Origin of the sequence: Streptomyces sp. NPDC005706 (assembly GCF_040631045.1) — a bacterium.
Classification (GTDB): Bacteria; Actinomycetota; Actinomycetes; order Streptomycetales; family Streptomycetaceae; genus Streptomyces.
The window spans coordinates 38,046-51,950 of the sequence record NZ_JBEXYS010000024.1; the positions used below are offsets into that span (position 1 = coordinate 38,046).

Here is a 13,905-nt window from a genome sequence, read left to right on the forward strand (position 1 = left end):
TGGCCGGTCGGCGGCCCGGGTGGCCGCTCACGCGCGCGCGTGACTGATCACCGGGGCCGCCCGGCCCGTATCTCAGGGGGTCCGAGAGAAAGGCGGCTCCGTGGACCTGCTCGACCTGGTGCTCGCGCTGGTGGTGGTCGTCTACGCGGCGTCCGGTTACCGGCGCGGCTTGGTGGCCGGCTGCCTGTCCCTGGCCGGGTTCGTGGGCGGCGCGGCGGTCGGGGTGTGGGCGCTGCCGTGGGTGACCGGGCTCGCCGAACGCGGATCGGCGACGGCGACCGTGCTGGCGGTGCTGACCGTGCTGGTGCCGGGCGTGGTGGGGCACGAGCTGGCGGCCCGGCCGGCGCTGCGGCTGCGGCGTCGGCTGGACCAGGAGGGCCGGGGCCCGCTGCGGGTGGCGGACGGCGCGGGGGGCGCGCTGGCGAACTCGGTCGCCGTGCTGACCGTGGCCTGGGTCGCGGCGAGTGTGCTGGGCGCCTCCTCCTCCCAGACCGTGACCACGGCGATCCGGAACTCGGCGGTGCTGGGCGCGGTGCAGCAGGCGATGCCGCGGACCACCCCGGTGTGGTTCTCGCGGGCCACCTCCGCGCTGACGGAAGCGGGTTTCCCGCAGGTCTTCAACCCGTTCGAGAACGAGTCGACGGCCCAGGTGGCCCGGCCCACCGGCGACAGCGTGACGTCCGCGGCGGCGAACGCGGCCAGACGCAGCTCGGTGAAGATCGAGGGCGCCTTCGGCACCGAGGGCCGGGAGGGCAGCGGCTTCGTGTTCGCGGCCCGGCATGTGATGACCAACGCGCACGTGGTGGCGGGCATCGACCACCCGGGCGTGCGGGTGGGCGGGGTCGGGCCGGCGTACCGGGCCCGGGTGGTGCTCTTCGACCCGGACCGGGACGTGGCGGTCCTCTACGTGCCCCGGCTGCGCGCCCCGGTGCTGCGGTTCGACTACAGCGCGGTGCGCGGCGAGCCGGCGGTGGTCGCGGGCTATCCGCAGGACGGCGGCCTCGATCTGCAGGCGGCCACGGTGGCGAACCGGGTGCGGGCACGGGGCCAGAACATCTACGGCACCCGTACGGTCACCCGGGAGATCTACTCGGTCCGCTCGACGGTCCGGCCGGGCAACTCCGGCGGCCCGCTGCTGTCGGCCGGCGGCCGGGTGTTCGGCATGGTCTTCGCCCGCTCCACCTCGGACGCCGAGACGGGTTACGCGCTGACGGCGGACGAGGTGGCGCGCGACGCCTCGGCGGCGGCCACGGCGACGGCGCCGGTCGACACCGGCCACATCGTCACGTCGTAGGTCGCACGGCCCGGACGCGTTCGGGGGGCAGGGGCCTCAGAGGGCGCGTCCCATGAGCACGTCGTCGACGAAGGCGCCCTCGATCAGCCACTCACCGGGCAGCACGCCCTCGACCGCGAAGCCCTGGGACTCGTAGAGCCGCCGGGCCGGGGTGTTGTGCCCGAGCACCCGCAGGGTGAGGCGGCGCGCGCCCCGCGTCCGCGCCTCCTCGACGGCGGCCCGGACCAGCGCGCCGCCGACGCCCTTGCCGCGGGCCGCGTCGGAGACGACCAGCCCCTGGATCTGGCGGACGTGCGCGTTGGCGGCCAGCGCGGTGGGCAGGACGAGGCGGATGTAGCCGGCGATGCGTCCGTCCAGTTCGGCGACGAGGTAGTCCTGCGGCCGGTGACGCTCGTCGAAGAAGGGCGGGTACGGCGGCCTCGGTGCGGGCAGTACGGCGTGCAGCGGGGACCAGGCGGCCCGGTCGAGGAGGGCCAGCTCCTCCTCGTCGGCGGGCAGGGCGATGCGTATGGACGGCATGGGGGTCACCTTAAGCAGACCGGGGAGGAACGGGCCGGGCGGGGAAGGATGGGCGCATGGAACGTTCGCGAATCGCGGTGGCCGGTGCGTCCGGTCTCATCGGCAGCGCCCTGGTGCGGTCCCTGACCGCGGACGGGCACGAGGTGGTGCGCCTGGTCCGCCGCGCGCCCCGGGACGGAGGCGAGGTCCGCTGGGACCCGGAGCGACAGCAGGTGGACGCGGCCGGGCTGGCCGGCTGTGACGCGGTGGTCAACCTCGCCGGGGCGGGCATCGGCGACCGCCGCTGGACGCCGGAGTACAAGCGGCTGATCCGGGACAGCCGGGTGCTCGGCACGGCCGCGCTGGCGGAGGCGGTGGCCTCGCTGGACACCCCGCCGCGGGTCTATGTGAACGGCAGCGCGATGGGCATCTACGGCGACACCGGTGACCGTGCGGTGGACGAGGACGCGCCGCCCGGTGACGGCTTCCTGCCCTCGCTGTGCGTGGAGTGGGAGGAGGCCGCGGCGCCCGTGCAGGAGGCGGGGGTGCGGACGGTGTTCCTGCGCACCGGTCTGGTGGTCGCGCGGGGCGGCGGGGCCTGGGGCCGGCTGTTCCCGCTGTTCAAGGCGGGGCTCGGGGGGCGTTTGGGGAGCGGGCGGCAGTACTGGTCGTACATCGCGCTGCACGACGAGGTCGCCGCGATCCGGCATCTCATCGACCACGACACCGCGTCCGGGCCGTTCAACCTGACCGCGCCGCGGCCGCTGACGAACCGTGAGATCACGGAGGCGATGGGACGGGTGCTGCACCGGCCGACGGTGTTCGCGGTGCCGGAGCCGGTGCTGCGGGCGGCGCTGGGCGAGATGGCCGGGGACGTGCTGGGCAGTCAGCGGGTGCTGCCGAAGCGGCTGCTGGAATCGGGGTTCACGTTCGCGTTCCCGGGCATCGAGGACGCGATCCGCGCGGCCTGACCGGCGGTCAGGGCCCGTCGGCGTCTCCTGAGGTCTCGTGTGATCTGTTGAGTCCTCTTGTGACCGAATGCGACCGCCGTGCGACCGTGCCCTGCTGATGCGCGACTGCCCCTGATCGGTCAGGGACCTAACCTCGACCCGAACTCGGGTATCCCTGGAGCCAGTTGGGGGCATGACGTCTCCACCGGCCGCGCAACCACAGGAGGGGCCTCGTGCTTGAGCCCGCGTACCAGGTGGACGTCGTCATCGTGGGAGCCGGGATCGCCGGACTCTCGGCGGCTCACCGGCTCACCAGCGCAGGAGTAACCACCGCAGTCCTGGAGGCCGCCCCTTGTGCGGGCGGCCGTATGTCGACCGAGAAGGTCGACGGCTTCCGGCTCGACCGCATAGGACAGCTGCTGTCCACGTCGTACCCCGAACTCCGCCTGACGCCGGGGCTCGGCGCGCTCGCCCTGCGCCGGTTCGCGCCGGGCGTGCTGCTGCATCGCGACGGGCGCACGCACCACGCGGGCGCACCGGCGGCCACAGGGAGCGCAAGGGGCGCACTTCACGTGGTGCGCGCCCTGGCGAGCGCCCCCCGCGGTCCGGCGGCCTCACCCGGCCGGGGCGGCGCGCCGGCCGGAGGCGCGGTCGACCAGGCCCGGCTCGGCACCGCACTGGGCCGGATCGCCGCCACCCCGGTCGAACGCCTGCTGTCCCGGCCCGAGCTGCCCGCGGCGCAGGCGCTCGCGGCCCGGGGAGTGCCGGCGCGCACCATCGAGGGTTTCCTGCGTCCGCTGCTCGCCGCGCTGCTGTGCGACCCGGAACTGTCCACGTCCAGCCGGTGCGCGGACCTGGCGCTGCGCGCCTTCGCGAGCGGCCGGCTGTGCGTGCCGGAGGGCGGCGCCGAGGCACTGCCCGAGTCGCTGGCCCAGACGCTGCCGCCCGGCACCGTGCACACCGGGGTGCGGGTCACCTCGGTGTCCACGACGTCGGTGACCACCGCCGAGCACGGCGAGATCCACTGCCGCGCGGTGCTGCTGGCGACCGACGCGCGGGCCGCGGCGGAGCTGCTGCCGGGCCTGAGGGTCCCGGACTTCCACCCGGTGACGGTTCTGCACCACACCACGGACGATCCGGCGCCGGCCCTGGCGACCGGCACCTCGCTGCTGCTGGACGCCGACCGCGGCGGACCGGTCGCGCACACGGCGGTGCTCAGCAACGTCGATCCGAGCCGGGCACCGGCCGGCCGGGTGCTGATCTCCTCGACCGTGCTGGGCACCCCGCCCGACGGGATCGACACGGCCGTGCGCATCCATCTGTCCCGGCTGTACGGCACCTCGACCCGGCGCTGGGAGACGCTGGCGGTGCACCACACCCCGGAGGCGGTGCCGGCCATGCGCCCCCCGCACGACCTGCGCCGCCCGGTACGGCTGCTGGCCGGCCTCTACGTCTGCGGCGACCACCGCGACACCAGCACCGTCCAGGGCGCCCTGCACTCGGCCCACCGGGCGGCGGCCGCCGTCCTCGCGGACCTGGGCGCGGCGGGGTCGATGCACCGTTCGGATCCCGCGCCCACCCTGCCGAGGGCCGCCTGATCCGCCGGGCGGCCCCTGGGCCGGGTCCGCGAAGTCACGCCTGCGACGCGACTTCGCGGATCCGGCCTAGCCGAGCGCGGCCACCTTCTCGCGGTAGCCGCGCACGGGAGCCGCGTCCCGGTACGGCTCCAGGCGCCGCTCGAAGTCCTTGACGTACTCGACGGCCCGCACGGACCGCATCTGGGCCGCCTGGCCGGCGGCCTCCGCGGCCAGCGCGCACGCCTGGTCGAGCTCGCCGAGGCCGAGCCGGGCGGTGGCGAGGACGACCCGGCAGAACAGGCGGCTGCGGGCGTAGGCGGGGGCGCGCAGTTGCAGGGAGCGCTCGGCGTGCTGCGCCGCCGCCCGGAACTGCTGGAGATCGCGGTGGCAGTGCCCGAACTCGTCGGCGAGCTGCGCCTCGTCGAAGAACCGGGCCCAGTACGGCACCTCGTCCCCGGGCCGGGCCGCCTCCAGGGCGCGCTCGGCCCGCACAAGCGCCCCGGTGCACGCCCGCACCTCGCCCAGGACCCCGTGCGCACGGGCCTCGGCGGCGTGCAGCAGCGCCTGCACGACCGACGGGGCGCCGGAACCGACGCCCTGCTGCGCCACCCGCGCGAGCTGCACGGCCTCCCTGCCGTGCCCGAGGTAGACGGCCTGGCGGCTCATGGTGACGAGCACGTAGGAGCCGTAGGCCCGGTCGCCGGCCGCCTGGGCGAGCCGCAGGGCCTGCACGAAGTAGCGCTGGGCGAGCCCGTGCGCCCCGATGTCGTACGAGGTCCAGCCGGCGAGCCGGGTGAGGTCGGCGGACGCCGCGAACAGGCGCCGCCCGGTCTGCTCGTCGTAGGCGCCGCGCAGCAGCGGCTCGCACTCGTGCTCCAGGTAGCGCACGAGGGCCTGCCGGGCGTGACCGCCGCCGTAGGCGTCGTCGAGGGTGCGGAACAGCTCGCCGACCGAGCGCAGCGCGGCGATGTCACCGCCGGTGACCCGGTGGCCGGGCGCCCGCTCGGCCTGGCCGCGCGGCCGGGCCGGGGCGGTCACCGCCTCCAGCCGGCTCCTGACGGCGGCCGGGCGGCCCTGGGCGGGCACCCGGGCCACCGGCTCGCGGGCCACCCGGTCGTCGGCCTTGCCGATCAGCCAGTCCCGGCTGGGCACGACGAGGCCGGCCGGGGTGAAGGCGATCTTGCGCAGCTCGGCGTGGCTGCCGGAGTCCTTGCGCCACAGCCCGCTGACGATGTCGACGGCCTCCTCCGGGGTGGCCGCGAACTCGAGCCCGGCGTACACCGGCGCACACGCGTCCAGACCGAGATCCTGGGCCGTGAGCCGGCGCCCGAGCCGGCGTGTGAACACCTCGGCGATCAGCGCGGGCGTGGTCCCCCGGGGCTGCTGGCCGCGCAGCCAGCGGGTGACCGAGGTCTTGTCGTATCTGAGGTCCAGCCCGTGCTCCAGGCCGAGCTGGTCGACGCGACGGGCCAGACCCGCGTTGGAGAACCCCGCTTCTGCGATGAGCGCGGCGAGCTGGCGGTTGGGGGTGCGCTGCGCGGGTCGGTCCGTCATCTGCGGTGCGTTCTCCTGCCTTACGGCTCTGCTGAAGTACCCGGATTGCCGGTGAGCAGCCCTTATGGCCTCGTTGGACGGCGCGAATGTAGCGGAGAGTGAGCAGACGATCGCACAGTTCCCCATTCATTCATCCGATCGTGTGAGGATTGCCCTCAGGGCTGACGTACGCCGGACGGTCGTACAGTGGCGTGGGCGCGTCACGCGCCTGACACCGGTTCGCTGAGGGAGGCGCTTGCCGTGAGTGAGTTGCGGTTCGTCCACATGGGGTTCGGCGCGGACGCCGTCGAGTACCGGGAGGCGTGGGACGAGCAGCGCCGGGTGCACGCGGCCCGGTTCGCCGACGAGGTCCCGGACACCGTCATCCTGCTGGAGCACCCCCCGGTCTACACGGCGGGCCGCCGCACCGAGGACAGCGAGCGCCCGCTGGACGGGACCCCGGTCGTCGACGTGGACCGCGGCGGCAAGATCACCTGGCACGGACCCGGCCAGCTCGTGGGCTACCCGATCCAGAAGCTGCCCCGCCCGGTGGACGTCGTCGCCCATGTGCGCCGTCTCGAGGAGGCCCTGATCCGCACCTGCGCCGAGTTCGGCCTGGAGACCACGCGGGTCGAGGGCCGCAGCGGGGTGTGGGTGCTCGGCGACCCGGTCGAACAGCGGCCGGCGCTCGGAGGGCTCTCCCTCGACTTCGACCCGAGGCTGACGGACGAGGAGTTCGACCCCCGGCTGAACGGCCCCGAGTACGCTCCCTCCAACGCCGGCCAGCGCCGCGAGGACCGCAAGATCGCCGCCATCGGCATCCGCGTGGCCAAGGGCGTCACGATGCACGGGTTCGCGCTGAACGTGAACCCCGACAACAAGTGGTTCGACCGGATCATCCCGTGCGGCATCCGCGACGCGGGCGTGGACTCGCTCGCCGCCGAACTGGGCCGGGACATCACCGTCGAGGACGTCCTGCCGGTGGTCGAACGGCACCTGCGGGACGTGCTGCAGAACGCGGACCTCAAGCCGCGCGTCGTGGAGAAGGCCTCCGCCTGATCCAGGAATGCGCCCTGCGGCCCCGGGGTTGGGCTCCGCGGTAGGGCTCAGTAAATACGGGCGTACCCTGGTGTACGCCGAGGAATCGAAGTCACAGGGAGCCGGTCGTGTCCGCAGTCGCACCCGACGGACGCAAGATGCTGCGCCTGGAGGTCCGCAACAGCCAGACCCCCATCGAGCGCAAGCCCGAGTGGATCAAGACCCGGGCGAAAATGGGTCCCGAGTACACGAAGATGCAGAACCTCGTGAAGAGCGAGGGCCTGCACACGGTCTGCCAGGAAGCCGGCTGCCCGAACATCTACGAGTGCTGGGAGGACCGCGAGGCGACCTTCCTCATCGGCGGCGACCAGTGCACGCGGCGCTGCGACTTCTGCCAGATCGACACCGGCAGGCCCGAGGCGCTCGACCGTGACGAGCCGCGCCGCGTGGGTGAGTCCGTGGTCACCATGGACCTGAACTACGCCACCATCACCGGCGTCGCCCGCGACGACCTGGAGGACGGCGGCGCCTGGCTGTACGCGGAGACCGTGCGCCAGATCCACGCGCAGACGGCGGAGCGCGAGGGCGGCCGGACCAAGGTCGAGCTGCTCGCCCCCGACTTCAACGCGGTCCCGGAACAGCTCGCCGAGGTCTTCGGGTCCCGGCCCGAGGTGTTCGCGCACAACGTCGAGACGGTGCCGCGGATCTTCAAGCGCATCCGCCCCGGCTTCCGCTACGAGCGCTCCCTGAAGGTCATCACCGAGGCCCGCGACTTCGGCCTGGTCACCAAGTCCAACCTGATCCTCGGCATGGGTGAGACCCGCGAGGAGGTCGGCGAGGCGCTGAAGCAGCTCCACGACGCCGGCTGCGAGCTGGTCACCATCACCCAGTACCTGCGCCCCTCCGTGCGCCACCACCCGGTGGAGCGCTGGGTGAAGCCGCACGAGTTCGTGGAGCTGAAGGAGGAGGCCGAGCAGATCGGCTTCTCCGGCGTGATGTCCGGCCCGCTGGTGCGGTCGTCGTACCGCGCGGGGCGCCTCTACCAGATGGCCGTCGAGAAGCGGGGCTCCTACATCGCCGCCCAGGCCGTGTGAGCCGAGCGTGTGAATTCACGCACAAGTTACTACTGGCCAGTAATGGCCGAGTCGACGCGGTCCCGGCCGTCCTCGCTGATGAGGACGCCGCCGGGGCCGCGTCGGCGTTCCGGGGTTCCACATCGAGGCTTCACGGGCGTTTGACCGGCCGGTCATGCCCTGGTAACACCATTCAGTGACTCTGGTATCACGCCCCGTATCCCACCAGTGACGAAGGGGACCCCGATCATGCAGGCCGCGCCCGTTCGCGCCACACCGATTCCGTCCTTCACCGACGCGCTCCGCGCCGTCGAGTCCCTGCTCATGAGCAGTGGGCAGCGCACCGCCCGCCGCAACGCCTGGAACTCCGTCCTGGAGGACCGCCGCCGCGCCAAGGACCGGGTCGAGGCGCAGCGCGTGCTCGAGCAGGCCGCCGGCCGCCCCTGAACCTCGTCCCCCACGGGCACTGCCGTCGTGGGCGCTCCCGGGGCCACGTAGACTTCGTGGCATGGCGAGGAAGGAAAACGCGGCGGACGCCGCGAACGCAGGGCGACTGAAGCAGATCGCCCTCACGTACAAGATGACCCGCAAGGCCGACAAAAAGCTCGGTCTTGTACTCGCGGCTGTCGGTATCGGCACCTTCGGTGTCTTCCTCGCGATCGGTTTCTTGATCGGCCACCCGTACTACCTGGCGATCCTGGGCCTGCTGCTCGGGTTCCTGGCCACGGCGATCGTGTTCGGCCGCCGGGCCGAGCGGGCCGCCTTCGGGCAGATGGAGGGCCAGCCGGGCGCCGCAGCGGCCGTGCTGGACAACATCGGCCGGGGCTGGACGACGACTCCGGCGGTGGCGATGAACCGCAGCCAGGACGTGGTGCACCGGGCGGTCGGCAAGGCGGGCATCGTGCTGGTCGCGGAGGGCAACCCGAACCGGGTGAAGAGCCTGCTGGCCGCCGAGAAGAAGAAGATGAACCGCATCGTCGCGGACATCCCGGTGCACGACCTGATCGTCGGCACCGGCGAGGGTCAGGTCGAGCTCAAGAAGCTGCGCACGACCATGCTGAAGTACCCGCGCGTGCTGACCGGCCCGCAGGTCACCGCCACCAACGACCGGCTGCGCGCCCTCGGCGACCTGATGAGCAACATGCCGCTGCCCAAGGGCCCGATGCCGAAGGGCATGCGGATGCCGAAGGGCGGGCCGAAGACCCGCTAGGACTCCTCGTACGAGAGAGGGGGCGCCCGGACCTGGTCCGGGCGCCCCCTTCGTCGTGTGGCGTGCTCGGCGCCTCGGGCGCCGTCTTCGTCGTGGGCGGGCCCCGCCGCCCCGTGGCGGTGTGCCGCGCCCCGTGACCGTGCCGCCGGGCGGGCGCGGGAGCTACCGGCGGACCTCGACGGTCTTCGCGAGCCGGTCGTGCAGGCCGCGGCCGTCCCGGTCCCAGATCAGCGCGGGGATCGCGAGACAGAGCAGAACCGAGCGCAGCAGCGCGCGCCCCGGGTTCACGGTGCCGGTCTCCAGGGCCACGACCCGGATGCCGAAGAGGCGCTTGCCGGGCGTGAAGCCGATCGTGCCGACGGTCAGGACGCTCATCGCGAAGAAGACGAGCAGGGCCCAGTTGCTGGTGGCGGGGCTGTTGCCGTGCGTGATGAGACCGTATGCGATCAAGACGCACAGACCCCAGTCCACGGCCAGCGCGCCCAGGCGCCTGCCGGGCCGGGCGATCGAGTTCGGCCCCTCCTCCGGCAGACCGAGCTGCTCGCCCCGGTATCCGAAGTCGGCGCCGGCGTCTTCCAGCGCCGCACGCGGCCCGGAGAGCCACGATCCCATTGCTTGCCTGTTGTCCACCCGACCACGGTACTGCGCCCGGATTCGGGCAGGGCGCACAGGGGTGTGTCGGGGCTAGGGTGGAGGCGTGGCCGGTTAACTTCTGCGAAACAAATGGGTCACGCCCGAGAAATCACCCGTCCCTAGGGTCGAGGGCAGCGTGTGCCACCGCACGGGCCGCACGAACGATCTACCACCCCGGCGGGATGGTCGGGAGTAGGAGGAGCTGGATGTTCCAGAACGCCGACGAGGCCAAGAAGTTCATCGCGGACGAGGACGTCAAGTTCGTCGACGTCCGTTTCTGCGACCTGCCGGGCGTCATGCAGCACTTCACGTTGCCCGCCGAGGCGTTCGACCCCGACGACGAGCAGGCCTTCGACGGGTCGTCGATCCGCGGCTTCCAGGCCATCCACGAGTCGGACATGTCCCTGCGTCCCGACCTGTCCACGGCGCGCGTGGACCCGTTCCGCCGGGACAAGACGCTCAACATCAACTTCTTCATCCACGACCCGATCACGGGCGAGCAGTACTCCCGTGACCCGCGCAACGTGGCGAAGAAGGCGGAGGCCTACCTCGCCTCGACCGGTATCGCGGACACCGCGTACTTCGGTCCCGAGGCCGAGTTCTACGTCTTCGACTCCGTCCGCTTCGCGACGGGCGCGAACGAGTCCTTCTACCACATCGACTCCGAGGCCGGCGCCTGGAACACCGGCGCCCTGGAGAACAACCGTGGTTACAAGGTCCGCTACAAGGGCGGCTACTTCCCGGTCCCGCCGGTCGACCACTTCGCCGACCTGCGCGCCGAGATCTCCCTGGAGCTGGAGCGGTCCGGCCTGAAGGTCGAGCGCCAGCACCACGAGGTGGGCACCGCCGGCCAGGCCGAGATCAACTACAAGTTCAACACGCTGCTCGCCGCCGCCGACGACCTCATGCTCTTCAAGTACATCGTGAAGAACGTGGCCTGGAAGAACGGCAAGACCGCGACCTTCATGCCGAAGCCGATCTTCGGCGACAACGGCTCGGGCATGCACGTGCACCAGTCGCTGTGGAGCAACGGCGACCCGCTGTTCTACGACGAGGCGGGTTACGCGGGCCTGTCGGACACCGCCCGCTACTACATCGGCGGCATCCTCAAGCACGCCCCGTCGCTGCTGGCCTTCACCAACCCGACGGTGAACTCCTACCACCGCCTGGTGCCGGGCTTCGAGGCGCCGATCAACCTGGTGTACTCGCAGCGCAACCGCTCCGCCGCGATGCGCATCCCGATCACCGGCTCCAACCCGAAGGCCAAGCGCGTCGAGTTCCGCGCCCCGGACTCCTCGGGCAACCCGTACCTGGCGTTCTCCGCGCTGCTCCTCGCGGGCCTGGACGGCATCAAGAACAAGATCGAGCCGGCCGAGCCGATCGACAAGGACCTCTACGAGCTGGCTCCCGAGGAGCACGCCAACGTGGCCCAGGTCCCGACCTCGCTCGGTGCCGTGCTCGACCGCCTCGAGGCCGACCACGAGTTCCTCCTCCAGGGCGACGTCTTCACGCCGGACCTGATCGAGACGTGGATCGACTACAAGCGCACGAACGAGATCGCGCCGCTGCAGCTGCGTCCGCACCCGCACGAGTTCGAGCTGTACTTCGACGTGTGACAGGCGCCCCCGGGATCAGCGGTCCTGAGGGGTTCCGTGCGGAGGGCCGCCACCCGGACACGTCCGGGTGGCGGCCCTCCGCCGTGCGTCCGTCAGCTCACCACGACGATGACGACCGGTACTCCGCCGTTGTTGAAGTTGTTGCGGAAGAAGTCGCCCCGGTCGAAGCGGTCGAAGCAGTTGCCCCACCAGCCGCAGCCCCGGTTGGTGCTGACCTGCGTGACGTGGTTCGGGGTGGCCGCCGATGCCGCGGCCGCCGAGCTGACGACGGCTCCGCCGGCCATCAGGACGCCGACGGCGGACACTGCGGCGAGACGCCTCGCGCGATGTGCTTTCATGGATCCACCTTCCTTCCACCCCTCGTGCGGCTTTCCGGGCACGAGTCGGATGGCCGCGGTCTCGGAGCGAGAGTCCGGCGCGGTCGTAGGGGGGCCGCACGAATGTCGTAGCAGGGCGTCACCATGACGCAGCCCGCAGTGCGGCTTCTCATCTCGATGCTAGCCGTCCGCCGGTCACCCAGCATCCTGGGCAACCTTTACCGCTTCTCATGACTCCTATTCCCGGGAGATCATCACCCTGGCTCTGTCCGACGAGAGAGGTGCAACGGGGATGTCCGAACAGGACGACTGGGAGAAAGAGTTCGATCACAGGTGGGCGAACTCGGCTGAGCACAAGGAGCCTTCGGCCCGCGCCCGTATGCTCGCCGCCCGCTGGAAGGAGAACCCTCCGGACCCGGCGCCCTTCCGTGCCGACCCGGAGCGCTCGGCGCCGCGCCGGTCCTCGTGGATATCGACGGTCGTGGTCCTCGGCTGCGTCGTCGCGGTGATAGTCCTGCTCGGCTACGCGCAGATGCACTCGCCGTACTAGCCCGCCACTGCGCGTGAACGGCCGTCCAGGGCCCCCCGCGGGGGTATCCAGGTGCACACTGGACAGCGGGACGAGTGCCTGACCGTGGGGTGGTGCAAGATGCAGAGCCGCTTCCGGAGCGATCGGCGGCTGACCGTACGGATGACGGTCACGCTGTTCCTGCTCGGACTGCTGTACGTGGCCTTCGTCGCCGCGTTGATCGTGTTGCTCAAGTCCTGGCTGCTGGTCGTCGCGGTGGTCGGGGCGATGTTCGTCGCGCAGTTCTGGTTCTCCGACCGGATCGCGATGTTCGCCATGCGCGGGCGGGTCGTGGAGCGGGAGGAGTACCCCGAACTGCACGCCGTGGTCGACCGGCTGTGCGCGATCGCGGACATGCCGAAGCCGGTGATCGCCGTCTCCGAGATGGGCATGCCGAACGCGTTCGCGACCGGGCGCAGTCCCGATCACGCCGTGGTCTGCGTGACCACCGGGCTGCTGCGCCGGCTGGAGCCCGCCGAGCTGGAGGGCGTGCTCGCGCACGAGCTGTCGCACGTGGCGCACAAGGACGTCGCCGTGATCACCATCGCGTCGTTCCTCGGGGTGATCGCGGGACTGATCGTGCGGTTCGCCTTCTACTCGCAGGTCCTCGGCGGCGGCCGCAGGGACCAGAACACGGCCGCCGTCTTCGCCGCCGTGATGGCCGTCTCCGCGGCCGTGTACGCGATCAGCTTCCTGCTGATCCGGGCGCTGTCCCGGTACCGGGAACTGGCGGCCGACCGGGCCGCCGCGCACCTGACCGGCCGGCCGTCGGCGCTGGCGTCGGCGCTCACCAAGGTCTCCGGGGACATCGCCCGGATCCCGACCGAGGACCTGCGTACGGCCCAGGCCTTCAACGCCTTCTACTTCACCCCGGCGACCGGCAAGGAGCCCGGCATCGAGCGGTTCTTCTCCACCCACCCGACCCTGCAGCAGCGGCTCGACCAGCTCGGGCGGATCTCCGCGGAGCTGGGCGAGGCGGCCACGCCGGGGAAGGCGGGCTGAGCATGGGGCTGCTGGACATCCTGCTCGGCCGTACGAAGCCGGTCGCGCCCGATCTGGACCGGCTGTTCGCGCTGCCCTCGGCGGCGATCACGCTCGAGGCGGCGGCCGGGTTCACCCCGGCCGGCGTCGGCGCGGTGTGCTTCGCCACGGTCGAGGGCGCCGCCTTCGAGCAGACCCACCGCGAGATCCAGGCACTGCTCGACGCGGACGCCGACCGGGCGGGGAGTCCGGTGGAGCTCACCCAGGACGGCTACGGCTACTCCTGGCTGATCTCCCGCCGGCCCCCCGAGCAGCTCCCCGAGCTGGTCAACGACCTGCACGCGGTGAACACCTCCCTGGAGGCCAACGGCTTCGGCCCCCAGCTCCTGTGCTCACTGGCCACCTTCACGAACGACACCGGCCGCCGGCTGGCCCTCGTCTATCTGTACAAACGGGGGACCTTCTTCCCGTTCGCCCCGCTGCCCGGCGGCTCCGAACGCCGGGACAGCGCGCTGGAGCTGCGGGTGAAGGCGGCGCTCGGAAGTGATCTGCGGATCGAGCCGGACCTCGGCCGGTGGTTCCCGGTGTGGGGCGCCCCCGGTCTGTGACGACCGGGG

15 protein-coding genes are annotated in these 13,905 nt (G+C 72.0%); 11 read left to right on the plus strand and 4 right to left on the minus strand.

Annotation, left to right across the window (positions count from 1 at the left end; all coding sequences use genetic code 11):
* Positions 1-100: 100 nt before the first annotated feature.
* Positions 101-1,294, plus strand: a complete 1,194-nt coding sequence (locus ABZ478_RS29000) for a MarP family serine protease (RefSeq protein ID WP_359553775.1) — start codon at positions 101-103, stop codon at positions 1,292-1,294.
* A 36-nt stretch (positions 1,295-1,330) separates the two neighbouring features.
* Here ABZ478_RS29000 and ABZ478_RS29005 read toward each other — a convergent pair whose 3' ends face one another.
* Positions 1,331-1,813: a GNAT family N-acetyltransferase gene (locus ABZ478_RS29005; protein ID WP_359553777.1), complete on the minus strand. Its 483-nt coding sequence runs from the start codon at positions 1,811-1,813 to the stop codon at positions 1,331-1,333.
* 56 nt (positions 1,814-1,869) lie between these two features.
* On the opposite strand from ABZ478_RS29005, the gene ABZ478_RS29010 reads away from it, so the two are divergent.
* Together ABZ478_RS29010 and ABZ478_RS29015 are read left to right on the plus strand one after the other, a co-directional pair.
* The gene (locus ABZ478_RS29010) at positions 1,870-2,763 is read left to right on the plus strand and encodes a TIGR01777 family oxidoreductase (RefSeq protein WP_359553779.1); all 894 of its coding nucleotides are present in this window, start codon (positions 1,870-1,872) and stop codon (positions 2,761-2,763) included.
* 212 nt (positions 2,764-2,975) lie between these two features.
* Positions 2,976-4,340: an NAD(P)/FAD-dependent oxidoreductase gene (locus ABZ478_RS29015; protein WP_359553780.1), complete on the plus strand. Its 1,365-nt coding sequence runs from the start codon at positions 2,976-2,978 to the stop codon at positions 4,338-4,340.
* Positions 4,341-4,406: 66 nt separating this feature from the next.
* Here the strand turns inward: ABZ478_RS29015 and ABZ478_RS29020 are convergent, their stop codons facing one another.
* A complete protein-coding gene (locus tag ABZ478_RS29020; protein WP_359553782.1) occupies positions 4,407-5,873 on the minus strand; it encodes a regulator in 1,467 nt (488 codons plus the stop codon).
* A gap of 240 nt (positions 5,874-6,113) precedes the next feature.
* Here ABZ478_RS29020 and lipB point away from each other — a divergent pair, with 240 nt between their 5' ends.
* The 4 genes from lipB to ABZ478_RS29040 all read left to right on the plus strand — a co-directional run bounded on the left by lipB (position 6,114) and on the right by ABZ478_RS29040 (position 9,173).
* Entirely contained in the window at positions 6,114-6,911 is a 798-nt protein-coding gene (gene lipB / locus ABZ478_RS29025) for a lipoyl(octanoyl) transferase LipB (RefSeq protein WP_359553783.1), read from the plus strand.
* Positions 6,912-7,018: 107 nt separating this feature from the next.
* A complete protein-coding gene (lipA, locus tag ABZ478_RS29030; protein WP_358939118.1) occupies positions 7,019-7,984 on the plus strand; it encodes a lipoyl synthase in 966 nt (321 codons plus the stop codon).
* 228 nt (positions 7,985-8,212) lie between these two features.
* Positions 8,213-8,410, plus strand: a complete 198-nt coding sequence (locus ABZ478_RS29035; RefSeq protein ID WP_358939120.1) for a hypothetical protein — start codon at positions 8,213-8,215, stop codon at positions 8,408-8,410.
* 61 nt (positions 8,411-8,471) lie between these two features.
* A complete protein-coding gene (locus ABZ478_RS29040) occupies positions 8,472-9,173 on the plus strand; it encodes a DUF4191 domain-containing protein (RefSeq protein WP_359553787.1) in 702 nt (233 codons plus the stop codon).
* A gap of 162 nt (positions 9,174-9,335) precedes the next feature.
* On the opposite strand, the gene ABZ478_RS29045 is transcribed toward ABZ478_RS29040, so the two are convergent.
* Positions 9,336-9,803, minus strand: a complete 468-nt coding sequence (locus ABZ478_RS29045; protein ID WP_351670665.1) for an RDD family protein — start codon at positions 9,801-9,803, stop codon at positions 9,336-9,338.
* A 209-nt stretch (positions 9,804-10,012) separates the two neighbouring features.
* Between ABZ478_RS29045 and glnA the strand changes: the two genes are divergently transcribed.
* A complete protein-coding gene (gene glnA / locus ABZ478_RS29050; protein WP_199210275.1) occupies positions 10,013-11,422 on the plus strand; it encodes a type I glutamate--ammonia ligase in 1,410 nt (469 codons plus the stop codon).
* Positions 11,423-11,514: 92 nt separating this feature from the next.
* Here the strand turns inward: glnA and ABZ478_RS29055 are convergent, their stop codons facing one another.
* Complete coding sequence (locus tag ABZ478_RS29055) at positions 11,515-11,760, minus strand: hypothetical protein (RefSeq protein ID WP_359553788.1); 246 nt, start codon at positions 11,758-11,760, stop codon at positions 11,515-11,517.
* A 271-nt stretch (positions 11,761-12,031) separates the two neighbouring features.
* Between ABZ478_RS29055 and ABZ478_RS29060 the strand changes: the two genes are divergently transcribed.
* The 3 genes from ABZ478_RS29060 to ABZ478_RS29070 all read left to right on the plus strand — a co-directional run bounded on the left by ABZ478_RS29060 (position 12,032) and on the right by ABZ478_RS29070 (position 13,896).
* Positions 12,032-12,289 carry a hypothetical protein gene (locus tag ABZ478_RS29060; protein WP_359553790.1) on the plus strand — a complete coding sequence of 86 codons (258 nt, stop codon included), beginning with the start codon at positions 12,032-12,034 and terminating at the stop codon, positions 12,287-12,289.
* 99 nt (positions 12,290-12,388) lie between these two features.
* Positions 12,389-13,309, plus strand: coding sequence for a zinc metalloprotease HtpX (gene htpX / locus ABZ478_RS29065; RefSeq protein ID WP_359553791.1), 921 nt, complete (start codon positions 12,389-12,391; stop codon positions 13,307-13,309).
* A gap of 2 nt (positions 13,310-13,311) precedes the next feature.
* Entirely contained in the window at positions 13,312-13,896 is a 585-nt protein-coding gene (locus ABZ478_RS29070) for a hypothetical protein (protein WP_359553792.1), read from the plus strand.
* The last annotated feature ends 9 nt before the right edge of the window (positions 13,897-13,905 follow it).

What these genes read in the sequence shown, in the direction of transcription:
- ABZ478_RS29060 (WP_359553790.1), top strand. Translation starts at nt 12,032, where the DNA reads ATGTCCGAACAGGACGACTGGGAGAAAGAGTTCGATCACAGGTGGGCG.
- ABZ478_RS29005 (WP_359553777.1), bottom strand. Translation starts at nt 1,813, where the DNA reads ATGCCGTCCATACGCATCGCCCTGCCCGCCGACGAGGAGGAGCTGGCC.
- ABZ478_RS29035 (WP_358939120.1), top strand. Translation starts at nt 8,213, where the DNA reads ATGCAGGCCGCGCCCGTTCGCGCCACACCGATTCCGTCCTTCACCGAC.
- ABZ478_RS29040 (WP_359553787.1), top strand. Translation starts at nt 8,472, where the DNA reads ATGGCGAGGAAGGAAAACGCGGCGGACGCCGCGAACGCAGGGCGACTG.
- ABZ478_RS29010 (WP_359553779.1), top strand. Translation starts at nt 1,870, where the DNA reads ATGGAACGTTCGCGAATCGCGGTGGCCGGTGCGTCCGGTCTCATCGGC.
- ABZ478_RS29020 (WP_359553782.1), bottom strand. Translation starts at nt 5,873, where the DNA reads ATGACGGACCGACCCGCGCAGCGCACCCCCAACCGCCAGCTCGCCGCG.
- htpX (WP_359553791.1), top strand. Translation starts at nt 12,389, where the DNA reads ATGCAGAGCCGCTTCCGGAGCGATCGGCGGCTGACCGTACGGATGACG.
- ABZ478_RS29070 (WP_359553792.1), top strand. Translation starts at nt 13,312, where the DNA reads ATGGGGCTGCTGGACATCCTGCTCGGCCGTACGAAGCCGGTCGCGCCC.
- ABZ478_RS29055 (WP_359553788.1), bottom strand. Translation starts at nt 11,760, where the DNA reads ATGAAAGCACATCGCGCGAGGCGTCTCGCCGCAGTGTCCGCCGTCGGC.
- glnA (WP_199210275.1), top strand. Translation starts at nt 10,013, where the DNA reads ATGTTCCAGAACGCCGACGAGGCCAAGAAGTTCATCGCGGACGAGGAC.